Here is a 24,823-nt window from a genome sequence, read left to right on the forward strand (position 1 = left end):
GCCCTCCTCCGCGACGACCTCGGTGGTGCCCGCCACGACGATCTTGCCGTCGGAGGGCTGGATCGCCACCGCGTTGGCCGAGTGGAAGCCGCCGCCGAAGTCGCTGGTCACCGTGCCGTCGCCGCCGAAGGCCGGGTCCGGGGCGCCGTCGGTGCCGTAGCGGGCGAGCGCGAAGCCCGCCTCGCTCGCCCCCACCACGACCAGCTTGCCGTCGGCCTGCCGCGCGATGTCGTTGCCTTCCGCGTAGCCGGTGACGGGGGTCGTCACCCGGCCGTCGGACCCGAAGGTCGGGTCGAGGTCGCCGGGCGCGGCGAAGGCGGTGCCGGGCAGCGCCAGGACGAGCGCGAGCCCGAGCGCGACCGGCGCCCCGGCCCTCCCGCCCGGCCCGCGGCGGCGTGCCGCGGGTCTGAGAAGTGCGTGGGTCATGGGTGGACGAACCTCCGTCTTCGCAGGTGAACAGGGAACGGGCGACAGCTTCGGCCCCACCCCTCCCGCACCCGCGCGGACCGTGCCGCACTGCGCCCCACTGGCTCCGGGGAACCACCCCCTCGGGGGAGCGCGAGGGGGCGCGCGGGCCGAGGGCGCCCCTGATGTGACGTCAGGGAGGCCGCAGGGCCGTACCGGAGTGGTCCCGGCGCCGGCGGCCTCCCGCTCACCGCGTACCCTCGCCTCCGACGGTTGCGGGACGGACGGTGGGCAGGGTACGGAAGATGGCTGAGGCGCCCGGGCAGGGTACGGAGTCCGGTGACGGCGACAGGGCACGGGCCGCGACCGTGCGCGTGTTCGTCGCGCTCGCCCCGCCCGACGACGCGAAGGACGAGCTGGCGCGCGAGCTGGGCGCCGCGTACGAGGCGTACCCGCACATGCGGTGGAACCGGATCGAGGACTGGCACATCACCCTGGCGTTCCTCGGGGAGCTCCCGGTGGAGACCGTCCCCCTGCTGCGGCCGCCGCTGGCGGAGATCGCGGCGGCGCGGGAACCGGTGGAGCTGGCGCTGCGCGGCGGCGGGCACTTCGACGACCGGGTGCTGTGGAGCGGGATCGACGGCGACCTCGACGGGCTGCACCGGCTCGCCGCGGAGGTCCGGGCCGTCGTCAAGGAGTGCGGCATCCCCTTCGAGGACCGGCCGCTGCGCCCCCATCTGACGCTCGCCCGGGCCCGCCGCGACGATCCGACGTCCGTGCTGGAGGCCGCCGCCGGACTCGCCGGCTTCACCGGCCGTCCGTGGGCGGCCGAGCGCCTCCACCTCGTCGGCAGCAACTACGGCCGCGGCCCGGGCCCGATCCGTTATCGCGACATCGAGGCCTGGGCCTTCGCCCGGCGGTAGCCGTGGGTGCGGCACTCGCGGGTGAAGCCCAGCGAGCCGTACAGCCTGGCCGCCGGGGCGTTCTCGGCGTCGTGGTTGACCGTCACGCGCCGGAGGCCGAGTTCGGCCATGCGCCGCATGGACTCGGCCATGACGGCGCGGGCCAGGCCCCGGCGGCGGAAGGCCTCGTGGGTGCCGACGGGCTCGAAGTGGCCCAGGCCGTTGCGTTCGTCGGTCCAGTGGACGGCGTAGGCGCCGATGCGCCCGTCCGGGGCCTCGGCCACGATCTCGCGCGCCGGGTCGTAGCCGGGCCGGGTCATCATCCCGTCCCGGTAGGCCACGCCCGTCCAGCCGGAGCCGAAGGAGGCGTTGCGCGCCTCGGCCAGGGCTTCGGCGTCGTCGAGCGTGGCTGCCCGGACGGTGAACCCGTCGGGCACCTCGACGGCGGGGAGACCGGTGAGGTCGCGGGTGTTCACGTCGTCCCAGACCCGGAAGCGGGTGAAGCCCAGTCCGTTCAGCAGCCGGGCGCGGGTCGTGTCGGTCTCGAAGAGGTCGGTGAGGACGTACTCCTCGTCCTCCGCCATGTGCCGGGTGGTGGTGTCGGCCGCGAACGTCAGCATCGCGCGCTCGGTGTCGCCGCCGCGCAGCTCCGGCGCGCAGAGGGCGTCGAAGGCCGAGCCGAACCGCAGGCAGATCGTGACGCCGCCGATCCGGCCGTCGTCCTCGTGCTCCCAGACGTGCACGAGGTCGTCGAGGGGCGGGCCGTCGCGGAGGTTGTCGTAGACGCGGTGCGGAAGCTCGCCCACGTGGTCGTAGGCGTCGCGGCCGGCGACGGCGATCCACTCCGCCACGGTCTCCTGGAGGCGGGGCATGTCGGAGTGGCGGAACGGCCGTGGTGTGAACATGATCGTCTTGTATCCGGTCCGAAGGGCCGGTACAAGCGGTTTTCCACCGGGTCGGAGGCCCGGTCGGGTCAGCGGCCGTACAGATCGCGGCAGAGGGCGGCCGCGCCCATGGGGGCCCGGATGGACTCGGCCTGGTGGCAGAGGCGGCGCATCTCGGGCGGGCGGGCGTCCGTCCGGGGCTGCGGCCGGGCGTCCGTCCGGGGCTGCGGGCGGGCCGGGGCCGGCCGGTCGTGCCGGGGGTGGGACGGGGTCCGCGTCGTACCGGGCCCGTTGTTCACGGGCCTCCTGTTCGTGCGCTTCTCGTCGGCGCGTTTGCCGTTCGTGCGCTTCCTGTTCACGGACTCCCCGGGCTCGTCCGCCGGGGGGCGCGGGCGGTGCCCGGCCGCCTCGTGGGGACGCGGGCGGCGGGCGGCCGGTTCCTCGGCGGCCTTCCGGCCGGGAGCCCGGGCCGGCTGGGGGGCCGGGCGGGGGCCGGTGGTGGTGAGGGCCTCGCGCGGGGCGGGTTCTGTGGGCGCGGGCCAGGTGGGAAGCGGTGCGGGGGCTCGGTCCGCGGCCGGGGCGAGTCCGCCGGGGCGGGCCGCCGGCGTCGGGGCGGAGCCGTGCGGGACGGCCACGCATCCGGTGGCGAGGAGGGCGACGAGCAGCAGGAACGTCGTGCGGCGGGCGTGCATGGAGTCACCGTGCCCGAGCCCCGGCGCGTGCGGACGGCGGCCGGGCCCGGGTCACCGTGACGAGTGAACCGTCGCCGTGTGCGGACGGAGCGGTGCCGTCGCGTGCGACCCGGCCGCGCGCCCTCCGTACGACTTCACGCTCCGGCGGATGGCGCAGCCGTCTCCGGACTGCCGGCGGTGCTCGGCACCGCCCCGGCCGGAGCGGCCGACGAAGGGGCACAAGGTGGGCAGCGACTCCCGAAGCGGCGTCAGCGGCATGGCGTACGAGGGACGTACGGCGGACGGGAACGGGGGGAACGCCCTGGTCGTGCGCGACGCAAGAGGTCCGGGCAGCCGCGGCTGTCCCGGATCACCCGCACCGGGGGCTCCTCCGTGATCATCCCGCTCGTCCGGGACGGTGCGGAGCCCTCGGCCTGGAGACGATCGAGCCGATCCCGGGGAGGCCCGGGGGGTGTCCGGCGCTCGCCGGCCGCGGCATCCCCTTCCGGCCGAAGGCCGCCGGTGCGACGGCGGCCGCACGCGCGGGGCCGGAGAATTCCGTGGCGAACCCGCCTCCTCGCGCACGAGGATGGGCGGATGAACGATCAACCCGAGCGATGGAGCCAGGCGACCGTCCACCCCGACATGTGGGCGGACCCTGCCGACGACCCCCGCGACGACGGCGCGTCTCCGGAGGGCGAGCTCGCGACGCTGCTGAACTTCCTCTCCGGCTACCGGCTGACCCTGCGGATGAAGTGCGAGGGCCTGGACCCGGAGCAGTTGGCCCGCCGTTCGGTCCCGCCGTCGACGATGTCGCTGCTCGGTCTGATCCGGCACCTCGCCGAGGTGGAACGGGACTGGATCACCTGGATCACCGGCGAGCCGCTGCCGAAGGTGTACGGCAGGCGGGACGCGGACTTCGACGAGGCCGTCGCCGACCAGGCCGTGGTCGACGCCGCGTACGCCGATCTGGAGCGCGAGCAGGCCGCGGCCGACGCCGCCCTCGCCCGGCATCCGGACCTGGGCGAGCGGCTCCCCGAGGACGGGATAGCGGTACGGGAGCTGATGGTGCACCGGATCGAGGAGTACGCCCGCCACTGCGGGCACGCCGACCTGTTGCGCGAGTGCGTCGACGGAAGGGTCGGCCAGTAGCGGCTGCGGAGCACCCGGCGGCCGGGGGCGGGGCACGGCGCACTCGGGTGGGCGCGGGCCGTGCCCCGTCCCGGCTCCGTCGGCCGGACGGGGGTGCTCATCGGGCCGCGAGGACGCCCGCCAGCGCGTCGGCGGTGGCCGGGTGGGTCGCGAGGAGCGCGGCGCCGGTTCCGGCCCGGGCCGGCGTGTCCGTCGTGGTCCAGCCGTCCGCGCGGCCCAGGAGCTCCGCGAGGGCGTCGCAGGTCGCCGGATGGGCGGGGAGGAGCGCCACGCCCCGAGAGGCGCCGGCCGCCGGGAGGGCGCCCGGGGCGGCCGGCCGCCGGTGCCACGGCGGGACCCAGGTGTCCAGGGCCGCGAGCCGGGCAGGGAAGATCCGTCCCGCCTCGCGGATGAGCAGCGGGGCCAGTTCCGCGGCGCTCGAGCGGAGGGTCGTGATGAGGACCGGGAGCCACGGCAGCAGTACGGCGTCCGGCAGTCGCCCGAAGGCGTTCGACACGGCCTCCACCACCACGTCCGCGAGGCCCGGCACCGGTTCCAGCGCGTGCACGAAGCCGCTGAGGTGCCGCGGGTAGGAGGGCACGGCCAGGGGGTCGGCGAGGAGTTCGTCGCAGCGTGCCCGCAGTTCGCCCCGGGAGAGCGTGCCCAGCTGGACCTGCGCCGCCCACAGCAGGGCCGTCTTCGCAGGGTCCCGCGGGTGCGCCTGGGCGACGGCCAGTTCCAGCTGTGTCCTGTCGCAGCCCAGGGAGAGCGCCAGGCTCTCCATGCTGAACAGGAAGCCCAGCATGGCCGCCACCTGCCCCACCGTGGCGTCCTCGTCGCGGAAGGCCGTCGGCAGCAGCGTGCAGTAGTGCGCGTACCCGGTTCTGACGAAGGACTCGATCCACGGCGGCAGCGCCGGCTCGCCGGTGCGGTAGTACGCGAGGAGTCCGCGCACCCGGCGCAGTACCTCCGGCGCCCCGTCGACCGTCCGCTCCCCCGCCAGGACCTCGAGGGCCCGGGTGCCGAGCTCGTCGGCGAGGCGCCGGCCGCCCAGGTACAGCGTGGCGTCCTCGACGGCCGCGAGGACCTCGGCGGTCGTCGCCCGCGGCCCGTACGCGGTGCGGCGCAGGCGCTGCTCCAGGACCTGTTCGAGGCTCACGCCCTCGTAGCCGAGCTCGATGAGCGCCCGTTGGTGGGTGCCGAGGGCGAGGTCCCAGGACTCCTGGATCGACCGCTCGCCGAGCCGCCGCTCCCCCATGACGGGCCGGGCGGCGCCGTGCGGCAGCAGGCGGCGCAGCATCCACAGGACGTCCGAGCAGGCCCGCAGCTCCGGCCGGGAGGTCATGTCGAGCAGGGCCCGGCGCACCCCGCGCTGCTGGAGGTTCAGCTCCAGGGGGGCCAGCCGGTCGTGGACGTCGCGGGCGAGCGGCGGCAGTGCCTCGTAGCCGACCTGGCCGATCCGGTCGCCGCCCATCATGATCTCGACGAGGCGGCGCACGTCCCGGCGGCCGGGCACGCTGTCCTTCTCGATGCAGGTGACCGCGGCGTCCTGGAAGTCGTACGGCGTGGGCTTGGCCCGGTCGCGCATCCCGGCGAGCAGGATCGACGTCTCGAAGACGGCGATCGCGTCGGCGGTGGAGGCCAGGTAGCCGTTGCGGCGGGCGGCGCGGACGATGTCCACGGACCAGCCGAGCAGTTCGGTCTCGTCCAGGGTGTCGAGGACCGGCGGCCGCTGGAGGAAGCCGGAGAGGCGGTCCTCGGCCGGTGCCGCGGCGGGGAGGGCGGCGGCCGGCGCGGTGGGCTTCGCCGCCGTCTTCTTCGTGCCGGCCTGTCCTTCCAGGCGGTACGGCTTCACCCGGGTGCGCTTGAGGTTCTTCGTCCACTGCGTCGTGGCGATCGAGACGGAGCCGGAGGCGAGGCCGAACTGGGCCTCGATGGCCGCGTTGCTGGAGGGGATCAGACCGTACTGCCAGGTCGTGGCGGTACGCGGCGGGATCGTGAAGGTGTCGCTGCCGCGCACGCCGAACTCCTCGACGCGGCTGGCGGCGTGGAAGGCGCCGCAGACGTACAGGCAGTCCGCCGGGTCGGTGCCGGTCGCCGCCAGGTGCTCGCGCATCCGGGTCCACATGTGGCGCTCGCGGTCCTCGTCGACGCGGACGCGGTCGCCGTTCCCCGGCGCGAGCCGCCGGAACAGGCTCCCGATGAGGAACATGACCTGACGGTAGGTGTCGTGGTCGCTGTCGCCGAGGGGCACCTCGACGTACTGGTGCCACCATTCCGACCAGTGCCGCACCTTGCCGTGGCGCAGCAGGTGCTCCTCCAGTTCGGCGAAGCGCGGCCGCAGGTCGCCGATCTCGACGCCGACGGCCTCGCCGTGGAGCGCGGTCCCGGCCTCGGTGCCGGTCGTCGTCCCGGCCGCGTCGTCCTGTGCGGGGGCGTCGGCACGGTCGTGCCGCGCGTCCCACTGGAAGACGTGGTCGGAGGAGCGGTCGACGAGGACCAGTTCGACGCCCGGGGTGTCGAGGGCGTACGCGACGGCCTGGTACTCGGCGGAGGCCTCCGTGATCGGGGCCACGACCGACAGCGGCGCCCAGTCGGGCGGGAAGCCGTCGATGTCGCTCGCGAAGGCCTGCACCGCCACCGGCAGCCGGCAGTTGCGCAGCTCGGTCAGGAGCGGCGCCATGTCCTCGCACAGCTCCAGGTACACGACCTTGGGCTGCTTCTCGCGCAGCCGGCGGGCCATGGCGAGGGCGGAGGCCGGCGAGTGGTGGCAGACGGGGAAGATCTCCAGCGGTTCCGCCACGGCGCGGTCGACGTCGTCGACCAGACCGAGGAGGATGCCCTCCAGGGCGTCCGCCCCGCCGGCGAACTCCGCCGCCGCCTGGTGCAGTTGACCGCGCAGCGCGGTGAACGGGGCCCCGGTCACGACAGCTTCGCGATCGCTTCGCGGCCGCCCTCGAGGAACTCGGGCCAGGACCCGCCCTCCTCCTTGCCGCGCGGTTCGACGACGCCGTGCAGGTACTTGTTGAGGATGGCCAGGTCCTCCGGCTCGCGCCGGGCGAGCGTGCCGACCAGGGAGGCGGCGAGGGCGCGGGCCGTCAGGGTCCGCTCGCCGAAGAAGTTGCTGTGCAGGATCGAGTCCTCGAGGACGCCGATCTGTTCGGCGGTCGAGAGGGCGGACTCCAGCTTCTCGTCGTCGCTGCCGGCCGCGGCGGCGGAGGCCCGCAGGTCGGCGAAGCTCTGGAGGAGGACGTCGAGGAGGGTGGGCGGCACGTCCAGTTCGATGGCGTGCCGGCGGAGCAGCTCCTCGGTGCGGAAGCGGACGATCTCCGCCTCGCTCTTCTTGATCGTCACGACCGGGATGCGGACGAAGTTGAAGCGGCGCTTGAGCGCGGAGGAGAGGTCGTTGACGCCGCGGTCGCGGCTGTTGGCGGTGGCGATGACCGAGAAGCCGGGCTTGGCGAAGACGATGTTCTCGCCGTCGGCGCCGTCGAGCTCGGGGACCGAGATGTACTTCTCGGAGAGGATCGAGATGAGCGCGTCCTGGACGTCGCTGGTGGAGCGGGTCAGCTCCTCGAAGCGGCCGATGGTGCCGGTCTCCATCGCGGTCATGATCGGCGAGGGGATCATCGACTCGCGGGACTGGCCCTTGGCGATGACCATCGACACGTTCCAGGAGTACTTGATGTGGTCCTCGGTCGTGCCGGCGGTGCCCTGGACCACCTGGGTGGAGTTGCGGCTGATCGCGGCCGCGAGGAGCTCGGCGAGCCAGCTCTTGCCTGTTCCGGGGTCGCCGATGAGGAGCAGGCCGCGGTCGGAGGCCAGGGTGACGATGGAGCGCTCGACGAAGCTGCGGTCGCCGAACCACTTCTGCGACACCTCCCGGTCCAGGCCGTCGGCGCGCTCGGAGCCGAGGACGAACAGGCGGACCATCTTCGGGGACAGGCGCCAGGAGAAGGGCTTGGGGTTGTCGTCGATCGATTCCAGCCAGTCGAGCTCCTCGGCGTACTTGATCTCGGCGGGGGCGCGGAGCAGGTCGGACATGCGAAGGGCCTTTCGGTCTCGGGTGCCGGGTCCCGGATCTCGGGTTTCAGGTCCCGGGTCTCGGGTCTCGGGTCTCAGGTGAGGAAGGTCTTGAGTTCGTGCACGAGCTTGTCGATGTGGCCGGAGATCACGGGGGTGCCGAGCGCCTTGAACCGCTCCCGGAACCAGGGGTTGACCTCCTGCCGTCCGGAGCTGGTCACCGAGCCGACGGGGATGAACCGCACCCCGGAGCGGTGGACCTCCTCGATGCCCTCGAACAGCGGCTGTGAGCGGTCGAACTCGTAGAAGTCGGAGATCCAGACCATCACGGTGTTCTTCGGCTCGGCGATCTTCGGCCGGGCCATGGCCATCGCCACCGGGCCGTCGTTGCCGCCGCCGAGGTTGGTGCGCAGGAGCACGTCGAACGGGTCGTGCACCCAGGGCGTGAGGTCGATCGCACGGGTGTCGTACGCGATGAGGTGGACGTCCACCTTGGGCAGCCCGGCGAAGATCGAGGCGAGGATGGTGCAGTTGACCATCGAGTCGACCATGGAGCCCGACTGGTCCACGACGACGATCAGCCGCTGGGGCGTGGTGCGGCGGACGGTGTGCCGGTAGTAGAGGCGGTCGACGTAGAGCCGCTCCTCCTCCGGGCTCCAGTTGGTCAGGTTCTTCCAGATGGTGCGGTCGAGGTCGAGGTTCCGGAAGACCCGCTTGGGCGGGACCGAGCGGTCCAGCTCGCCGACGGTGGCCTTTTCGACCTGGGTGCGGAGCACTGCGGCGACCTCGTCGACGTACCGCCTGATCAGCGCCTTCGCGTTGGCCAGCGCCACTCCGGAGAGGTTGCCCTTGTCGCGCAGCAGCTGCTCGATCAGGGACATGCTGGGCGTGAGCCGGGCGGCCAGCGCGGGATCGGCGAGGACTTCCCGCAGGTGCATGCGGTGGACGAGGTCGGCCTCGACGGCGCCGAGCTCGGCTCCGAGGCCGCCGCCGGTGAGGGCCGCTCCCGCCGCCCGTCCGCCGCGCAGTCCGCCGGGCGGGGAGCCGAGCGCGCGCTCCAGCCAGCCCGCGTCCGACTGCCAGCGGGCCAGTTGCCCGGCGGAGACGGTGCCGGAGCCGGTGGCGAAGACGTTCAGCAGCAGCTTCGACGCGAGCGCGGCGCGGCGCACCTCGGCGGCCCGGTCGCGCGCGCCGTCCGGCTCGGGTCCGGGGGTCATCAGACCGTCGAACTCGTCGGCCAGCTCCGGGTGGCGCTGGACGACGGAGTCCACGGAGGCACCCGGGTCGAGCAGCGCGGACGGCAGGCCGATGTCCTCGACGACGGCGAGGCTCGCCGCTTCCAGGGCGGCCTGCTCCTCGGGGTCGAAGAGCCGGGCGAGCAGCCGCCAGTAGAGGACCTGGCGCCTGTTGTCGTCGGGGTCGGGGCCGGCCGGCGCCGGCGGCACGGGGCCGGTCGTGGGGACGGGGCCGGGCGAGGCGGCGGGGCCGGGTGGGAAGGTCGCTTCGGTCATGAGCGCAGCAGCCTTCCCGCTCGCTCGCGCAGGACGGCGACCGCGTCCGTGGCCGCCTTCTCCGCGCGCGCTCCGGCCTTGTCGGCGGTGCCGCCGGCCCACGCGCCCGCGTGGACGGCGACGGTCTTCTTCCGGACGGTCGTCTCGACGGCGAGCGGCTGCAGGAGGAACCGTCCGGCGTCCCAGCGGAGCAGGCCCAGGCACGCGCCCGACGCGGCGATCGCCTCGGGGGTGAGCGGGCCCGCGGCCGGTACGCGGTCGGTGTCGACGGCCAGTCGGCGGCCCGCGACGGTGAACGTCACAGGCCCGTCGTCCTCGCGCTCCGCCGCGTACCCCTCCAGGAGGACGGGCACGGCGATCCGGGCCGGGTGGCGGTCGAGTGGAGCGGTGACGGGATCGGTCGCGGCGGCGAGGGCGACCCGGGCCGTGGCGAAGGGGTCGGCGGGCTCCCCCGGGCGGGCGTGCTCGTCGTCCCAGACGAGGTCGCCCTCGGCGGTGACGGGCATGGCGTCGAGTTCCACGGCGCGGCCCTCGCTCACGGCGGTGAGGAGCGACATGCGCGGCCGCAGCAGCTGCCAGAGCCCGGCGCCGACGACGGTGTCCGGCTTGGGCGCCGACACCGCCGCCCGGACCAGGCGCGGCGGCGCCCCGTCGGCCGGTTCGAACACCGCGTGCACCTGGGCCTGTACGGCGGTCGCGTGCTCCTGCACGTCGACGCCGAGCGGCAGCAGGCGACCGGTCGCGGTGGAACGGTCGGAGGTGCGGGCGGCTCCGGGCAGGGTCAGCAGCAGGGCGCGCGACCACAGGTCGGCCCAGCGGCGGACCGGGATCCGCTCCAGGGTGGCCCCCGGACAGGAGGCGGCGAGTTCTGCCGAGAAGCCGTCGAGCAGCGTCGCCTGCCGGCGGAGCACGGGGTCCCGCAGCATCGCGGAGACGACGGGCGCGGCGCCGCCGACGAGTTCGTGGTCGAGTCCCTGCCAGCCCGCGCGGGCGAGGTCGCAGAGCCAGGCGCGGGCGCCGGCGAGCACGTTCGCGGCGGGCTCCTCGCCGCCGGCGGGCGGCGCGGTGTCCTCTGCGGCCGGGCGTCCGGTGACGTCGGCGACCCGGGCCGTCAGGGCGTCGTGGACGGAGCCCATGAGCGCGGTGCGGGCGGCGGCGAGCGCGACGAAGTGGTCCTCGCCGGCGGCGCCGGCCGCGGTCTTGTCGGCGGCCTCGGCGACGAGGGAGGCGAGCGGCGTGCCGGCGAGGGCGTCCGCGAGCGCGGCGAGGCCGTCGGTCTGCGCGGGCTGCGGGCGGAGCAGACCGGCGACGAGTGCGTCGTCGAAGGCGTCCACGGCGGCCAGCGCCTCGTCGAGTCCGTCGACGGGGTCGTCGAGCAGGTCCGTGCGCATCAGGCCACCGCCCTCGTCGGCGGGAACCACTGCATCTCGGGCAGCGGCGCGGTGACCGGCTCCAGTTCGAGGTAGGCGAGGTGCCTGAGGAACCGGCTGAAGACGGGGGCCGCGGCCGAGGTGTCGCCCTGCGCGGGACGCGTGGCGGTCATCGCGGAGAGGAGCGTCTGGGCGTCGGCCTCCCCGGCGGGCGTGTCGGCCTTCAGGTAGCGGGCGACGCGCTGTGCGCCGTACTGGAGGACGGCTTCGGTGACGAGGGCGCGGATGTGGTTGCAGAACGAACCGCGCGCGCCGCCGCAGGGACGGTTGTTGTTGGTGCTGCACGCGAACGCGTACGTCCCGGCGGCGATCGAGGACACGTACACGCGCCCGATGTCGGACCCGCTGGACACCACGCCCTGCAAGCGTCCGTCGGCCAGCTCGACGAACGGCACCTTGGCAAGCTTCCGCGGTCGCGCGGGCGGCACCACCCGCGCCGCGCTCGACCTCTCCCAGACCGGCAACGCACTTCTCCCATGCACGTCAAAGGGGATGTTCACGCCGGAGCGGCGGAACATCGACAACGTATCCCCGCCCACTGACAACGCCTCGGGGACGGCGTCGTGCGAGGGCCTCCGACGGATCGTCACGGGGCCGGTGCGAAGCCGGTTTCCGGGGCGGGCGGAGCGGGTGCCCGCACCGCGTCGTACGAAAAGGCGGTTCCGCGAGGATTCACCGGGATCCCCGGCGCGCCGACGTGCCCTCAGGGCGTGGCATCGCGATTCGATGACCTCGGGGCGGGCAGGCGTCCACAGGTCCCGACCACCGGAGGAGGAGTACGCCATGCCGCACCCGTGGCGCCGATGGAAATGGTGGCAGCGCTGGGGGCGGGACCCGGTGATGGTGCAGACGCTGCGCTCCACCGCCGCCGCGACGCTCTCGTACGTCGTCGCGCTCCGGCTCAGTTCCGAGCCGGCCCCGCTGACCGCCCCGCTCACCGCGCTGCTCGTCGTCCAGGTGACGCTCTACTCGACGCTCACGACGAGCCTCCGGCGGGTGAACTCCGTCGTCGTCGGCGTCCTCATCGCCATCGCGTTCAGCGTGCTCGTCGGGCTCACCTGGTGGAGTCTCGGGCTGATCATCCTGGCGTCCCTGGTCGTGGGCCGGTTCGTCAAGGTGGAGGAGTTCGTCCCCGAGGTGGCCATCAGCGCGATGCTGGTGCTCGGCGTCACCCAGGTCACCGACACGGCCTGGGACCGCGTCCTGGAGACGCTGATCGGCGCGGTCGTGGGCCTGCTCTTCAACGTCGTGCTCGTCCCGCCGGTCTGGGTGGACACCGCCGGGGACTCGATCGTCGACCTGGCCCGGCGGATGCGCCGGCTGCTCCTGGACATCGGCGAGGAGCTCGCGGACCCGGACGCGCGGGACGAGCCGGCGCCGGTCGCGGAAGCGGGCTCCCCCGCCCCCTTCCAGCGGGCCGCGGCGCGGCTGCACGAGGCGCGGCGCCTCGACAACGACGTCGCCGACGTCGACGCCGCGCTGCGGCAGGCGGAGGACAGCCTCCGGCTGAACCCGCGGGTCAAGGAGGGCCTGCTCCACCGCATCGTGCTGCGCACGGGCCTCGACACCCTGGAGATCTGCGCGGTCGTGCTGCGCGTCCTCGCCCGTTCCCTGACCGACCTCGCCAAGGAGCGGCAGGGGGCCCCGCTCGTGCGCCGGGAGGCGGGTCTGGCGCTCCGGGAGACGCTGCGGCACCTCGCGGACACGCTCGTGAGCTTCGCCGACCTCGTCACCTCGCATTCGAGCGCCGGGGCGGAGACGGCCGAGGACCGCCTCGGCGAGGAGCTCGGGGCGGCCCGTGCCGCCCGTGACCACGCCGCCGGACTGCTGAAGGACGAGGCGACGCGTGACCCGGAGCGCTGGCAGCTGTACGGCGCGCTGCTCGCCGAGATCGACCGGGTCCTCGACGAACTCGATCCGGATCACCGCGGCCACCGGCTGATGGAGGAGCTGGACCGGCACACGCGCATGCGTGCGGAGCGGCGCCGCCGCGTCACCTCCCTCGCGGCCCGGACGCGCCGTAGGCGGTGACGGGCCGCAGGGCGCCCTCCTCCCGGAGGGCCTCCGGGGTCGGGCAGCCGTCGACGGCCAGGATCAGGTCGGTCTCGGCGAGGAGGGAACGCAGGACGTGGACGACGCCGTCCTCGCCGCCGAGAACGAGGCCGTACGCGTACGGGCGGCCGATGCCGACCGCCGTGGCGCCGAGGGCGAGGGCCTTCACGGCGTCGGCACCGGTGCGGACGCCGGAGTCGAAGAGGACGGGCAGGCCCTCGGCGGCGGCGACCACGCCGGGGAGGGCGTCGAGCGCGGGCAGGCCGCCGTTGGCCTGGCGTCCGCCGTGGTTGGAGCAGTGGACGCCGTCGACGCCGCCGTCCCTGGCGCGGCGGACGTCCTCCGGGTGGCAGATGCCCTTGAGGAGGATGGGCAGGTCGGTCAGGGAGCGCAGCCAGGCGAGGTCGTCCCGGACGAGGGGCTCGCCGAAGATCCCCGCCCATTCCGCGACGGCGGCGCGCGGGTCCTTCTCGGGGGTCTTGGCGAGGCGCGCCCGGAAGACCGGGTACGAGGTGTAGTTGGCCGGGCAGTGCCCGCGCAGCTGCGGGAAGTCGCCGGTGGCGAGGTCGCGGGGGCGCCGGCCGGTGACCCAGGTGTCCAGGGTGACGACGATGCCCCGGAAGCCGACTGCCTCCGCGCGGTGCACCAGGCTCTCCGCGAGGGCGCGGTCGGTGGGGGTGTAGAGCTGGAAGGAGGGGGGTCCTCGCAGGCGGCGGCGACCTCCTCCATGGGGTCGACGGTGAGCGTGGAGGCGATCATGGGGACGCCGGTGCGGGCGGCGGCACGGGCCGTCGCGAGGTCGCCGTGCCCGTCCTGGGCGCAGAGCCCGATCACTCCGACGGACGCCATGAACAGCGGGGACGGCAGTCTCAGGCCGAAGAGGTCGACGGAGGGGTCGCGTGCGGCGGCGGCGACCATCATGCGCGGGACGAGCCCCCACTGCCGGAAGGCGGTGACGTTGGCCTCCTGGGTGTGCTCGTCGCCCGCGCCGCCGGCCACGTACGACCAGAGCGAGGGGGGGCAGCGCCGCGCGCGCCTTCGTCTCCAGCTCGGCGAAGGTCATCGGCAGGGTGGGCGTGACGCCGAAGAGCCCGTCGAGGTAGATCTCGTTCTGGTAGTCGCCGTACTGCTGGGGCATGGGGGTGTCGTCCCTTCCGGTTCCGCGTCCGGGGCACTGGACTCGCCCCCGGCGCCCCCGGCGTGCCCGTCACGCGCGCGCGTGACCATGGAGCGGTCTCCAGGAGTTCGTGGCCGGGTTCTGCCGCCCCGGACGAGTCCGACGGTGGTGTACGGGCGTCAGCCGGTCGTTCCTCCGCCGCCGGGCGTGCCCCGGGGCCGGCCGGGGCTCCGAGGTGGCGCGAGGTCCACCGGATCGGCATCGTGTCCTCGGGCCGGCCGGGTCGAGTCCGGGAGCGCGGGAGCCCGGATGAAGGCGCGGGCGGTGTCGGAGCGTGTTCGGGTGGAACAGGGGTGCGGTGTCCGCCCGTTCCCGTGATCATGGGGGGATGACACGCACCTTCGAAGAGCTCGTCGCGGAAGCCTCCGAAGCCTCGGTGGACGGCTGGGACTTCTCCTGGCTCGACGGGCGGGCGAGCGAGGAGCGGCCCTCCTGGGGCTATCAGCGGCTCCTCGGCGAGCGGCTGGCGGCCGTCTCGGCCGGGCTCGACATCCAGACGGGCGGCGGCGAGGTCCTGGGCGGGGTCCCGGTGCTGCCGCCGACGATGGCGGCGACCGAGTCGTGGCCGCCGAACGTCGCGCGGGCCACCGCGCGGCTCCATCCCCGGGGGGTGGTGGTCGTCGCCGATCCCGACGAGCCGCCGCTGCCGTTCGGCGACGCCGCCTTCGACCTCGTCACCAGCCGGCACCCGGCCACCGTGTGGTGGGCGGAGATCGCGCGCGTCCTGCGGCCGGGCGGCGCCTACTTCGCCCAGCACGTGGGCCCTGCCAGCGTGTGGGAGCTGGTCGAGTGGTTCCTGGGGCCGCAGCCCGAGGCGGCCCGGCACCGTCGTCCCGACGACGAGGCCGCCGGGGCGCGCGCCGCCGGGCTCGACGTCGTGGACCTGCGCTCGGAGCGGCTGCGCATGGAGTTCCACGACATCGGAGCCGTCGTCTGGTTCCTGCGGAAGGTCATCTGGATCGTGCCGGGGTTCACGGTGGAGGACCAGCTGCCCCGGTTGCGCGAGCTCGACGCCTGGATCCGCGCGGAGGGGCCGTTCGTGGCGCACTCCGCGCGGACCCTGATCGAGGCGAGGAAGCCCGCCGTGCCGGCCGTGTAGGTCCGTCAGCCCGCGGTGGGGGCCAGTCGCCGAGCCGGTGCGCGGTGTCCTGGACGGCGGCCTGGGCGTCCGTCAGGTGCGGCCGTTCGGTGCCGGCCGGGCCGGCGGCGGGGCCGCTGTCGCGGTACTCGGCGAAGCGGTCGGACTTCCAGGAGAAGCCGCCCGTGTCCGTCCACGGGGTGGCCTTGACGGCGGCGCCGAGCACGCTGTCGCGGACCGTGGTCCGGGGGTCGGGCGTCGCGTCGCCGCCCGCGTGCCAGGGGCGTCCGAGGAAGAAGCCGCCCGCGGTGACGTCGCCGTTCACCGTGGAGCGGGTGATGAGGAAGCCGTTGCGTCACGCGGGGGTGCTCGGCGCGGTGACGTATCCGGCGGAGGTGCCGTCCCAGCGCTTCTTCAGGGTCAGGACGGACCGGTCGATGACGGTCGTGGCGCGCCCGAAGACGAAGTCGACGTTTCCGATGCCGCAGGAGCCGGTGACGTATACGCGGCCGGTCCTGTCCTTGGTGGCGGTGTCGAGGGGCAGGGTGTCCTGGTCGCCGCTGACGATGACGCCGTCGAGGAGGATCCGGTCGGCGGCGGTGCGCGGGGCGACCGCCTGGTGGCCGTTGACGTTCTGGTTCCGGGCCCCGTCGAAGTCGTTGGAGATGCCGAGGTCGCGGGCCTGGAAGTCGTCGGCCTCGACGGCGACGGTGGTGCTGCCGCCGGTGCCGTACGTGCCGGTGCCGTACGTGCCGGAGCCGTCCGGCTTGGGCGTGCCGCCGGTGCAGCCGCCGTCGTGCCGATGGAACCCCGGGGCCCGGCGCCGGACTTGAGCGGGGCGGGCACGTCGGCCGCCGGGTCGGGGGTGTAGGGGTGGTACGCCTTCGGGTCGAAGGCCGTGCCGCCGCTCTCGTTGCGACCCGTGGTGCCGGAGGTCGTTGTGGTCGATCCACACGTGGTGCGCGCCGTCCATCTGGACGGCGTCGAAGTCGTGGTCCTTGTCGTTCCGGACGCCCTGGCAGGCGTCCCGGATCGTCAGGTTCCGGATGATGACGTTGTGGACGCCGGGGCCGTGGCGTACTTCTCGAGGTCGGCGGGGTTCCGTACGGTGGCGCCGTCGCGTCCGCCGTACGTGCCCTGCCGGCCGAGGGCGTCGACCGAGGCGAAGCCGTCGGCGACCGCGCGGCCCACTCGGGTGCGGTCGCGGCGCCCGGCCGGGGCCGGGCGGGCATCCCCTGGTCGCCGCCGGCCCCGGGAAGGTTGCCGCCGTGCGCCCCTATCCGGGCGCGATGACCACGACCTGGTCGTCCGGATGCCAGTGCCGGACGTGCGCCTTGGGCGGGTTGACGCGCAGTCCGTGGTCGGGGGCGGTCGCGGAGCGGTAGCCGATGGCGCAGGCGCCCTGGCGGGCGGCCGATTCGGCGACGGTGGCGAAGGACGTGGTGCGTCCGGTGCGGACGTAGTGGGCCGCCGGGCGGAGCCGGAGGGTGTTGCCGTCCGGGGCGAGGAGTTCCTCGAACACGGCGGTGAGATGGGGGTTCTGGGAGATCTGCGTCATCAGGAGCCCGATGAGCCTGCCGCCGACGACGAAGTCGGCGCCGGGGAACTGCGGCGCGATGAGCCGGTTGCGGTCGTCGGTCATCTCGGTGACGACAGGGATGCGCCGGCCGCTCGCCCGTTGCCCGGCCCGCAGGTGGAGGAGGGTGACGAGCGTCCGGTCGTCCGGATCGGGGTGGCCGGGCCGGTGGTCGGGGCCGAGCACGATCACCGCGTCGTAGCGGCCGAGATCCAGCGCGTCCGTGGTCTCGCTCAGGGTGGGGTCGCCGGGCCGGTGGAGCACCGTCATGCGCCCGTCGACGGCTTCGGTGGCGGTCCGGATGCCGGTGAGGGTGTCGGCGTGCGGTTCGGCCACGACGTCGAGGGCCGAACCGGGCGGCGTGAGGCTCGCGAGCCGGGTGGCGATCCGGGGGGCGCGGCGGTTCCATCCGAGGAGGAGGACGTGCTCGGGGCGTCCGGGGGTCCCGGGCGGGGCGTGGGTGAGCGCGGTCGGGTCGTAGGGCACGGGGGTGACCGACAGGCGGGTCGCGTGCTCGTCCTCGGCGATCACGAGGAGGGTGTCGTCGGCGAGCAGCGGGGTGGCGCGCGGCGGGTTGAGCGCGACGGTGCCGTCGCCGTGGACGATGCCGACGGCGGTCGACACCGGACAGGCGCGGGCGGCCTCGTGGAAGGTGCGGCCGGATGCCTCCGGTCGCCGGACGGTGTGGAACTCGTGCCCGGCGAAGTCGAGGAGTTCCTGGTGGACGAGGGAGAGTCCGGGCTGTCGCGCGCAGTCGACGAGGAGGCGCGCCGCGATGTCGTCCGTGTCGAGGACGGTGGCGCCGGGCCCTCCGGCCAGTCGGGCGGCGCCGAGGTGGCGGTCGTCGCGTACGGCGGCGACGACGCGTACGGGGTCCGTCCCTCCCACGGCCGCCGAGAGGGACAGCAGCGTCTTGACGACCTCGGCGTCGTGGCGGGGGTCGTCGCGGGGCAGGACGAGGACGCAGTCCGCGGTCGTCGGGCTCACGCGCGCGAGTGCGGCGGGGTCGGTGGGCCGGCCGGTGCGGCAGACGATCCTGGTGCGGCCCGTGGCGCCGACGGAGGCGCGGAGCTCCTCCTCCATGGCGGGTTTGTCGCGGTCGGCGAGGACCGCGATGATCCGGCGGCTCCGGTCGGTGCGGGCGGCGACGAGTTCGGAGACGACGGTGGGGATCTGTTCGGACCAGCCGAGCACGACGGTGTGTCCGCTCTCCAGGATCCTGGCGTGGCCCCGGTTGAGGGCGATGAGGCGGTCGGTGAGGCCGGTGGTGATGAGGCTGACCAGGGTGGAGACGTAGATGAGCGCGATGAGGGCGAGGAGCACGGACAGGGCGACGCGCAGCGGGGGGCCGACCTCGCCGCCCAGGCGCATGGTCTGGCCGGTGTTGCGCCACACCGCGGCGATCCGGGAGCCGAGGGAGGCGGGGGTGTGCCGGTCGGTCCAGACGAGGACGGTGCTGACGGGGACGACGAGCGCGAGGCAGACGAGGGCCAGCCAGCCGCAGAGCGCGGCGGTGCCGCGGGTGAGGGTGGTGTCGAACCAGTAGTGGAAGCGCTGCTCGACGGGACGGACACGGCGTCCCGGGCCGCTCCGGTGACCGGACCGGGTCCCGGAGGGGGCGTGGGTCCGGTGCGCGGGCGGTTCGTCGGCGGTCCGGGTCTCCTCGGTCCGGCCGGGGCCGGCTCCCTGTGCGGCTCCCCGCTGCCGGGGTACGACCTTTTCGTCTTCTTTTCGCACGTCAGCAGAGTGCCGCCCCGCCGACGGCGGCGGGGCGGCATCGGGGCATGTTCATCCCTTCGTGATCAGTCCTCCCCGCACGGGTGGGACCGCCCGGTCAGGCGTACGGATCGAAGGGGATGCCGGCCGGCTTCGCCTTGGCCAGGTGGGAGGCGAAGCTCCCGTCCTTGAGGCCGAAGTGCGCGCTGCCGAAGTCGGCCTGGACGAGCTTCTCGCGGATGCCCGCGGGGTAGCCGTTCCAGCCGACCAGACTGGGGAACTGCCAGGTGTGCTGGTGGTTCTCGGGCGGTTCGTCGTTGGAGTTCGCCGGGCGGAAGCAGTGGGTGCCGATGCCGTCCTTGTGGTAGACGACCTTCGGATGGGTGCCGTCCCAGCGGATCCGGTCGCGGCCGTGGATGTCGAACTCGCCGTGGGCGGAGGTGGAGACGTACTGGGCCTGGCCGTTCTGCACCCAGACCACGACGTGCTCCCAGTCGTGGCGGTGTCCGCCGAGGCTGCTGCCGGCCAGTGCCTGGTCCTTCTCGAAGTAGAGGCCGTAGATGATCGCGCACCAGCCGTTGTTGCACTTCGCGCGCGCGTACCCGTTGGTGTTGCCGAGGTCCCAGGCGTCACGGCACTGGCCGTTGAGGGCGCCGGACGGGTTGAGGCCGCCGTTGAGCGTCCCGTCGGGACCGATCGCCGGGGTGGGGTAGCAGCCGTCGGTGTCGTAGTCGTAGGCCGGCTGGAAGGTCTGCTCCAGGACGTCGGCGTTGGCGGGCAGGGCGGTGGGCGGTGCGGCGAGCGCGGTGCCCGGCAGGGCGATGATCAGCGCGAGGGCTCCGGCGAGGGCGAGCGCGCCTCTCGTGGCGTACGCCTGTGTCTTCACTGCGTCCCCCAGGGTCGGTGGGCATGGACCGACCGAAGCTTGACATGCACACCCCAATAACGCGAGGGTGCCGGACCCCGGCAGGGCCTTGCCGGCCGGCCGCCCCCGGCCCCGCCCTCACCGCAGCGCGGCCGCCACCAGGCGGCGCACCTCCTCGACCGAAACGGCCCCGCCGTTGACCAGGCGGTCGAAGACCAGGCCGTCCACACAGGTGAGCAGGGTGACCGTGCGCTCGCCGGCGTCTTCGAGGCCCCGGGCGGCGAGGAACTCCTCGACGGACCGCCGGGCCGCGTTGTCGCGCGGGACGAGGATCTCCCGCAACTCGGGGTGGTGCACGCCCTCCAGGGCGCACGCGTAGCGCGCCAGGGAACGGCGGCGGCCTTCCCCGGTGAGCCGGAGCGCGGTGAACGCCGTGAGCCCGGCGACGAGTTCCTCGGCGTCGCGCGGCGGACCGGCCCGCCGTCCCGCCTCCTGGATCTCGGCCTGGTCGCGCTCGACGAGGCGGCCCACGAGCGCGGCCAGGAGCGACTGGCGGGTGCGGTGGTACGCGGAGGTCGTCCCCGGCGGCAGGCCGGCGGCCCGGTCGACCGCGCGATGGGTGAGCCCGCGCATGCCGTGCTCGGCGAGGACGTCGATGGCGGTGTCGGCGAGGAGGGCGCGTCGGGCGGCGGAGGAGGCGGGCATCCCCCCTTTCTACACCTGTAGAGGGGAGGAGTACGGTTCTTCTACATCCGTAGAAGAACCGTGGAAGGGACATCCGGCATGGACGGCGGCAACGCGGTGGTGGTCGGCGGCGGGATCGGCGGCCTCGCGGCGGCGATCGGGCTGCGGCGGGTCGGCTGGGAGGTGGTCGTCCTCGAACGCGCCGCCGCCCTCGGGGACGCCGGCGCGGGCATCTCCCTCCACGCCAACGGCATCCGCGCCCTGGACGCGCTCGGGGTCGGCGCGGAGGTGCGCGAGGCCGCCCGGCCCCAGTACACCGGCGGCACCCGCGTCCCGGGCGGCGGCTGGCTGGCCCGGATGGACGGGGCCGCCCTGGAGCGGACGCTCGGCACGCCGATCGTCGGAATCCCGCGCGCCGTCCTGCACCGGCTGCTGCGCGAGGCGCTCCCCGCCGAGTGCCTGGCCGTCGGGGCGGAGGCGACCTCCCTGGACCCGACCGCTCCCGACCGGGTGGGAGTGGTCACCCCGGAGGGGGTGCGGGAAGCGGAGCTGGTGGTGGCCGCCGACGGCGTGAACAGCGCACTGCGCGCACTGCTGTTCCCCGGCCATCCGGGACCGGCGTACAGCGGATCCACCGTCCTGCGCGCCATCACCGACGCCCCGCTGCCGCTGACGTCCGATTTCGAGCTGACCTGGGGCCGGGGCGCCGAGTTCGGGCACATCGCCCTCGCCGACGGGCGGGCCGAGTGGCACGCCGTGCTCAACTCCCCGCCGGGCGTGCGCCATCCCGACCCGCTGACCGTGCTCCGCCGCCGCTTCCGGGACTGGCACGAACCGATCCCGGCCCTCCTGGCGGCGACCCGCCCCGAGGCCGTGCTGCACCACGACGTCCACGAACTGACCGCTCCCCTGCCCGCCTTCACCGCGGGCCGGGTCGCCCTGCTCGGCGACGCCGCCCACGCCATGACCCCGAATCTCGGACAGGGCGCCTGCCAGGCCCTGGAGGACGCGGTGTCACTGGCCGCCGCGCTCGCCGCCGCGCCCGACCTCGACACGGCACTGGCCCGGTACGACTCCGAACGGCGTCCCCGCAGCCAGGCCGTCGCCCTCGCCGCCCGCCGGGCCGGCCGGATGGGCCAGCAGCTCTCGCATCCGGTCGCCGTCTCCGTACGCAACACGGCCCTGCGGGCGGCGCCGGACCGGGCGACCCTGCGCGCCATCCTGCGGCACGCCGACTGGACACCGCCGATCCTGCCCCCGGAGAAGTAGGCGACACGGGAGCCCGCGGGGGCGGGTCGCGCCTCCTGCCGCCACCCTCGCGGGTACGGTGCGTCCTGACCCCGGCACGCACCGTCACGAAGACGGCACGAGGGGCTGGACGCACGAAGGAGATCTCGATGGCGATTCTGGTGACGGCCGAGATGGCGGGCGTGACGACCGACCAGTACGACGCCCTGAACAGCAAGCTCCAGGCGCTGCCCGGCAACCCCTTCGAGGGCTGCCTGTCCCACGTCTGCGTCCCGACGGACTCGGGCCTGGTCATCCACGACCTGTGGGAGTCGGAGCAGGCCATGCAGAAGTTCATGGGCCTGGTGATGCCCGTGGCCCAGGAACTCGGCCTCCCCCAGGGCTCCCGGCCCGAGGTCCACCGGGTCCACAACTACTGGGTGCCGTGACCGGATCCGCCGAGGGCCGCCCCGCGGGGCGTAGGGTCGCGTCATGTCCAAGACCGAGATCGACCGGTTGACCGCCGAGTTCTACGGCGCGTTCGACAACCGGGACGGCAAGGCCGCCGACGTGGACCGGATCCGGCGGCTGATGCTGCCGCAGGGGGTCGTCGTCTGCACCGCGCCCACGTTCACCGCGCACTCCGTGGAGGAGTTCGTCGTGCCGCGGGAGCGGCTGCTCTCCGGCGGACGGCTCGTCGAGTTCTCCGAGTGGGAGACCTCCGAGGAGACGCGGATCGAGGGCGACCTCGCCTCCCGGTTCGGCACCTACCGCAAGTCCGGCGTCCTCGACGGGAAGCCCTACGGGGGCGAGGGCACCAAGACGCTCCAGTTCGTCCGGACGCCGGACGGCTGGCGGATCTCGGCCTTCTCCTGGTTCGACCGCTCCTGACCGGCCGACGGCGGCCCGCCGCCCCTCCTCGTACGGAGAGGGGTGACGGGCCGCCCCCGTCCGACCACGGCTCCCGCGCGCCGGCGGGGCGCCGGAGCACCGGGTACGCACGGCAGTTGAGTACGGGGGCGCGTCCGGCGGTTGAGTACGGATGCTCATGTCCGGGCCGCGGGGTCCCCGGACGATGGTTCCGTCACCGTTCAGCCTCGGATCCAGGGGGCCTCCCGTGCTCAGTCGTCTCGCCGCCCATGTCGTCCCGTTCTTCGGGCGGCTGACCGTCACCTCGGACCCCGGGGCCCGTGTCGAGCCGGGCAGCATCCTCGTCGTGAACCACACGTCGCTCGCCGACCCGGCGCTCGTGCTCGCCGCGCTCCGCAGGCGGCTGGCCGTCGAGCCCGTCCTGCTCGCCACCTCGGGCCTCTGGCGGATCCCGGTCCTCGGCCGGGCGCTGACCCGCGAGGGGCACGTTCCCGTCCACCGCGGCTCGGCGCACGCCGCTGCGGCGCTGGACCACGCGGCGGTCGCGCTGGCGTCGGGGCGGCACGTGATGCTGTACGCGGAGGGACGCATCCCGCCGCGCCGGGACGCCGCCGAGAACGCGCCGGAGATGTTCCGCACCGGCCTCGCGCGGCTCGCGCGGGCGACGGGCGCTCCGGTCGTGCCGATCGGCCAGGCCGGGGCCCGGCGGATCACCTCGGGCGGGCGGGCGAAGCAGCTCGCCGGAGTGCTGACCGCGCCCGTCCGCAGGCCGGGCCTGCACGTCCACATCGGGGCGCCGCTGCGGCTGCCCGACGACGTGGCCGCCGCGACCGCGCTCGCCCACGGGGCCGTGACCGAGGCCTGGCGGACGGCGGCCGGGGCCCTGGGCGAGCCCGCGGCGCTCGGCGGCGGAGGACCGGCGGCCTCGCGCGGGGCCCGGCGCCGGGGCTGAGTCCCCGCCCCTCCGTCGGGCGGCGGTCTCGGCCCCGGCCCGCTCCTCCGCGCCCGCCGGCCGGAACAGCAGCGGGGAGGGGGCGAGTTCGAGGGCGGCGAGCGTCGGCTGGAACCAGTGCGGCCGGCGCGTCCCGAAGAGCCGGCTCGTCTTCGTGCAGGTGCTGTGCGTGGACCGGCCGGCCCACGAGACCTGCACGCGCACCGAGCTGCGCGACGTGTGGGGCGGCGCGGTCGTGGGCGCCCTCCGGCCCCTCCTCGACGAGGCCCGGCCCCCCGGCCGGCCCCGCCGGCCGCCGGGGGCCGCGCGGTCAGAAGACCGAGAGACCCGTGATGGTCGTGAAACGGTCGAGCGCGGTCACGCCCGCCACCGAGTTGCCCCGGCTGTCGAGGCCGGGGCTCCAGACGCACAGGGTGCAGCGGCCCGGGACGACGGCGACGACGGCTCCGCCGACGCCGCTCTTGCCGGGGAGCCCGACGCGGTAGGCGAAGTCGCCGGCCGCGTCGTAGGTGCCGCAGGTGAGCATGACGGCGTTGATCTGCTTGGCCTGACTGCGGGTCAGCAGACGGCTGCCGTCGGCGCGGAGTCCGTGCCGGGCCAGGAAACCGGTGGCGAGGGCCAGGTCGGCGCAGGACGCCTCCAGGGAGCACTGCCGGAAGTACTCGCGCAGCAGCTCGGGGACGGGGCCCGTGATGTTGCCGTAGGAGGCCATGAAGTGGGCGAGGGCCGCGTTGCGGTCGCCGTGGGCGGCTTCGGAGGCTGCGACGGCGGTGTCGAAGCCGAGGTCCGGGTTGCCGCTCTCGGCGCGCAGGAAGGCGAGCAGGTCTCCGGAGGCGTCGCCGGTCAGGCGGTGCAGCCGGTCGGTGACGACGAGGGCGCCGGCGTTGATGAACGGGTTGCGCGGGATGCCGTGTTCGTACTCCAGCTGGACGAGGGAGTTGAACGGGTCGCCGGAGGGCTCCCGGCCGACGTGGGCCCAGAGCGCCTCGCCCTCCCCGGCGAGGGCGAGCGCGAGGGTGAAGACCTTGGTGACGGACTGCGTGGAGAAGGGGCGGCGCCAGTCGCCCACTCCGTAGACCGTGCCGTCGAGCTCCGCCACGGCCATGCCGAAGTCGCGCGGGTCGCCCGCCGCGAGGGCCGGGATGTAGTCGGCCGGGGTGCCCCGGTCGGTGAGCTCCGCGATCTCCTCGGCGATGCGGTCGAGGACGGGCTGGAAGGAGGTGTTCGCGGTCACGCGCCGCCCCGCGTCCCGTGTCCGGCGGTCGCGGCGGCCAGGCCGAGGTCGCCACCGGCCGGCACGGCGAAGTAGCGGGCGACGTCGGCCTCCGTGACCTCGGCGAGGGTGGCCGGGGTCCAGTGGGGGTCGCGGTCCTTGTCGACGACCTGGGCGCGGATGCCCTCGACGAGGTCGGGGGTGGCGAGGGCCGCGCAGGAGACGCGGTACTCCAGGTCGAGGACCTCTTCGAGGGTGGCGAGGGCGCGGGAGCGGCGGAGCGTGGCCAGGGTCGCCTTGAGGGCGGCCGGGGAGCGTGAGAGGAGGGTCTCGGCCGTCTCCTTGGCCGCGGGCACGCCGGTGCCGAAGAGGCGGTCGACGATCTCCTCGACGGTCGGGGCGGTGTAGCAGGCGTCGATCCACTCCCGCTGCTCGGCGAGGACGCCGGCGGGCGGC

General features: G+C 74.6%; 21 protein-coding genes and 2 pseudogenes. 8 read left to right on the forward strand and 15 right to left on the reverse strand.

Annotated features, from left to right (window positions below; translation table 11 throughout):
* Window positions 1-426 (reverse strand): delta-60 repeat domain-containing protein (locus tag K7G60_RS33500; RefSeq protein WP_263986615.1); only part of this gene is annotated, 426 nt, incomplete at its 3' end.
* 284 nt (window positions 427-710) lie between these two features.
* Between K7G60_RS33500 and thpR the strand changes: the two genes are divergently transcribed.
* Window positions 711-1,328 carry an RNA 2',3'-cyclic phosphodiesterase gene (gene thpR / locus K7G60_RS33505; protein WP_225804726.1) on the forward strand — a complete coding sequence of 206 codons (618 nt, stop codon included), beginning with the start codon at window positions 711-713 and terminating at the stop codon, window positions 1,326-1,328.
* Here thpR and K7G60_RS33510 read toward each other — a convergent pair.
* Both K7G60_RS33510 and K7G60_RS33515 read right to left on the reverse strand, forming a co-directional pair.
* Window positions 1,289-2,212, reverse strand: coding sequence for a GNAT family N-acetyltransferase (locus K7G60_RS33510; protein WP_225804727.1), 924 nt, complete (start codon window positions 2,210-2,212; stop codon window positions 1,289-1,291). The genes thpR and K7G60_RS33510 overlap by 40 nt on opposite strands.
* Before the next feature lie 68 nt (window positions 2,213-2,280).
* Window positions 2,281-2,883 carry a hypothetical protein gene (locus K7G60_RS33515; protein WP_225804728.1) on the reverse strand — a complete coding sequence of 201 codons (603 nt, stop codon included), beginning with the start codon at window positions 2,881-2,883 and terminating at the stop codon, window positions 2,281-2,283.
* 576 nt (window positions 2,884-3,459) lie between these two features.
* Here K7G60_RS33515 and K7G60_RS33520 point away from each other — a divergent pair.
* Window positions 3,460-4,014 carry a DinB family protein gene (locus K7G60_RS33520; protein ID WP_225804729.1) on the forward strand — a complete coding sequence of 185 codons (555 nt, stop codon included), beginning with the start codon at window positions 3,460-3,462 and terminating at the stop codon, window positions 4,012-4,014.
* Between the two features lie 97 nt (window positions 4,015-4,111).
* On the opposite strand, the gene K7G60_RS33525 is transcribed toward K7G60_RS33520, so the two are convergent.
* From K7G60_RS33525 to K7G60_RS33545, 5 genes are all read right to left on the reverse strand, one after another.
* On the reverse strand, window positions 4,112-6,919 hold the full coding sequence (locus K7G60_RS33525; protein WP_225804730.1) for a DUF5682 family protein: 2,808 nt from the start codon (window positions 6,917-6,919) through the stop codon (window positions 4,112-4,114).
* On the reverse strand, window positions 6,916-8,037 hold the full coding sequence (locus K7G60_RS33530) for an AAA family ATPase (protein ID WP_225804731.1): 1,122 nt from the start codon (window positions 8,035-8,037) through the stop codon (window positions 6,916-6,918). The genes K7G60_RS33525 and K7G60_RS33530 overlap by 4 nt, the downstream gene beginning before the upstream one ends.
* A gap of 74 nt (window positions 8,038-8,111) precedes the next feature.
* Complete coding sequence (locus K7G60_RS33535) at window positions 8,112-9,527, reverse strand: VWA domain-containing protein (RefSeq protein WP_225804732.1); 1,416 nt, start codon at window positions 9,525-9,527, stop codon at window positions 8,112-8,114.
* Window positions 9,524-10,948 (reverse strand): hypothetical protein, encoded by a 1,425-nt coding sequence (locus tag K7G60_RS33540; protein ID WP_225804733.1) that lies wholly within the window; start codon window positions 10,946-10,948, stop codon window positions 9,524-9,526. Before K7G60_RS33540 ends, K7G60_RS33535 begins: the two co-directional genes overlap by 4 nt.
* Window positions 10,918-11,421 (reverse strand): hypothetical protein, encoded by a 504-nt coding sequence (locus tag K7G60_RS33545; RefSeq protein ID WP_308082879.1) that lies wholly within the window; start codon window positions 11,419-11,421, stop codon window positions 10,918-10,920. Before K7G60_RS33545 ends, K7G60_RS33540 begins: the two co-directional genes overlap by 31 nt.
* Before the next feature lie 319 nt (window positions 11,422-11,740).
* Here K7G60_RS33545 and K7G60_RS33550 point away from each other — a divergent pair, with 319 nt between their 5' ends.
* A complete protein-coding gene (locus K7G60_RS33550; RefSeq protein ID WP_225804735.1) occupies window positions 11,741-12,988 on the forward strand; it encodes an aromatic acid exporter family protein in 1,248 nt (415 codons plus the stop codon).
* Here K7G60_RS33550 and K7G60_RS33555 read toward each other — a convergent pair.
* Window positions 12,951-14,147, reverse strand: a pseudogene (locus K7G60_RS33555) (alpha-hydroxy-acid oxidizing protein). The gene K7G60_RS33550 and the pseudogene K7G60_RS33555 sit on opposite strands and share 38 nt — an antisense overlap.
* Window positions 14,148-14,514: 367 nt before the next feature.
* On the opposite strand from K7G60_RS33555, the gene K7G60_RS33560 reads away from it, so the two are divergent.
* Window positions 14,515-15,285: a class I SAM-dependent methyltransferase gene (locus K7G60_RS33560; protein ID WP_225804736.1), complete on the forward strand. Its 771-nt coding sequence runs from the start codon at window positions 14,515-14,517 to the stop codon at window positions 15,283-15,285.
* A 16-nt stretch (window positions 15,286-15,301) separates the two neighbouring features.
* Here K7G60_RS33560 and K7G60_RS33565 read toward each other — a convergent pair.
* From K7G60_RS33565 to K7G60_RS33580, 4 genes and pseudogenes are all read right to left on the reverse strand, one after another.
* Window positions 15,302-16,499: pseudogene (locus K7G60_RS33565) on the reverse strand (pectinesterase family protein); the annotation flags it as partial.
* A 41-nt stretch (window positions 16,500-16,540) separates the two neighbouring features.
* Window positions 16,541-18,577 (reverse strand): NAD-binding lipoprotein, encoded by a 2,037-nt coding sequence (locus K7G60_RS33570; RefSeq protein ID WP_225804737.1) that lies wholly within the window; start codon window positions 18,575-18,577, stop codon window positions 16,541-16,543.
* Window positions 18,578-18,674: 97 nt separating this feature from the next.
* On the reverse strand, window positions 18,675-19,442 hold the full coding sequence (locus K7G60_RS33575) for an NPP1 family protein (protein ID WP_225804738.1): 768 nt from the start codon (window positions 19,440-19,442) through the stop codon (window positions 18,675-18,677).
* A 117-nt stretch (window positions 19,443-19,559) separates the two neighbouring features.
* A complete protein-coding gene (locus K7G60_RS33580) occupies window positions 19,560-20,126 on the reverse strand; it encodes a TetR/AcrR family transcriptional regulator (protein ID WP_225804739.1) in 567 nt (188 codons plus the stop codon).
* A 78-nt stretch (window positions 20,127-20,204) separates the two neighbouring features.
* On the opposite strand from K7G60_RS33580, the gene K7G60_RS33585 reads away from it, so the two are divergent.
* From K7G60_RS33585 to K7G60_RS33600, 4 genes are all read left to right on the forward strand, one after another.
* Entirely contained in the window at window positions 20,205-21,374 is a 1,170-nt protein-coding gene (locus tag K7G60_RS33585) for an FAD-dependent monooxygenase (protein ID WP_225804740.1), read from the forward strand.
* Between the two features lie 128 nt (window positions 21,375-21,502).
* Complete coding sequence (locus tag K7G60_RS33590; RefSeq protein WP_225804741.1) at window positions 21,503-21,781, forward strand: hypothetical protein; 279 nt, start codon at window positions 21,503-21,505, stop codon at window positions 21,779-21,781.
* Window positions 21,782-21,824: 43 nt separating this feature from the next.
* Entirely contained in the window at window positions 21,825-22,223 is a 399-nt protein-coding gene (locus K7G60_RS33595; protein ID WP_225804742.1) for a nuclear transport factor 2 family protein, read from the forward strand.
* A gap of 226 nt (window positions 22,224-22,449) precedes the next feature.
* Window positions 22,450-23,154, forward strand: a complete 705-nt coding sequence (locus tag K7G60_RS33600; RefSeq protein ID WP_225804743.1) for a 1-acyl-sn-glycerol-3-phosphate acyltransferase — start codon at window positions 22,450-22,452, stop codon at window positions 23,152-23,154.
* Between the two features lie 310 nt (window positions 23,155-23,464).
* Here K7G60_RS33600 and K7G60_RS33610 read toward each other — a convergent pair whose 3' ends face one another.
* A complete protein-coding gene (locus K7G60_RS33610; RefSeq protein WP_225804744.1) occupies window positions 23,465-24,388 on the reverse strand; it encodes a glutaminase in 924 nt (307 codons plus the stop codon).
* Window positions 24,385-24,823, reverse strand: a 439-nt coding sequence (locus K7G60_RS33615) for an enoyl-CoA hydratase/isomerase family protein (protein ID WP_225804745.1), incomplete at its 5' end; no start/stop codon positions are given. The genes K7G60_RS33610 and K7G60_RS33615, both read right to left, overlap by 4 nt.

It is taken from the genome of Streptomyces sp. NK15101 (genome assembly GCF_020400725.1).
Taxonomy (GTDB): Bacteria; Actinomycetota; Actinomycetes; order Streptomycetales; family Streptomycetaceae; genus Streptomyces.

Bases quoted from the DNA above. Each gene is read 5' to 3' on its own strand.
- thpR (WP_225804726.1), top strand. From the start codon at position 711: ATGGCTGAGGCGCCCGGGCAGGGTACGGAGTCCGGTGACGGCGACAGG.
- K7G60_RS33580 (WP_225804739.1), bottom strand. From the start codon at position 20,126: ATGCCCGCCTCCTCCGCCGCCCGACGCGCCCTCCTCGCCGACACCGCC.
- K7G60_RS33560 (WP_225804736.1), top strand. From the start codon at position 14,515: ATGACACGCACCTTCGAAGAGCTCGTCGCGGAAGCCTCCGAAGCCTCG.
- K7G60_RS33585 (WP_225804740.1), top strand. From the start codon at position 20,205: ATGGACGGCGGCAACGCGGTGGTGGTCGGCGGCGGGATCGGCGGCCTC.
- K7G60_RS33595 (WP_225804742.1), top strand. From the start codon at position 21,825: ATGTCCAAGACCGAGATCGACCGGTTGACCGCCGAGTTCTACGGCGCG.
- K7G60_RS33590 (WP_225804741.1), top strand. From the start codon at position 21,503: ATGGCGATTCTGGTGACGGCCGAGATGGCGGGCGTGACGACCGACCAG.
- K7G60_RS33510 (WP_225804727.1), bottom strand. From the start codon at position 2,212: ATGTTCACACCACGGCCGTTCCGCCACTCCGACATGCCCCGCCTCCAG.
- K7G60_RS33520 (WP_225804729.1), top strand. From the start codon at position 3,460: ATGAACGATCAACCCGAGCGATGGAGCCAGGCGACCGTCCACCCCGAC.
- K7G60_RS33530 (WP_225804731.1), bottom strand. From the start codon at position 8,037: ATGTCCGACCTGCTCCGCGCCCCCGCCGAGATCAAGTACGCCGAGGAG.
- K7G60_RS33535 (WP_225804732.1), bottom strand. From the start codon at position 9,527: ATGACCGAAGCGACCTTCCCACCCGGCCCCGCCGCCTCGCCCGGCCCC.
- K7G60_RS33515 (WP_225804728.1), bottom strand. From the start codon at position 2,883: ATGCACGCCCGCCGCACGACGTTCCTGCTGCTCGTCGCCCTCCTCGCC.
- K7G60_RS33550 (WP_225804735.1), top strand. From the start codon at position 11,741: ATGCCGCACCCGTGGCGCCGATGGAAATGGTGGCAGCGCTGGGGGCGG.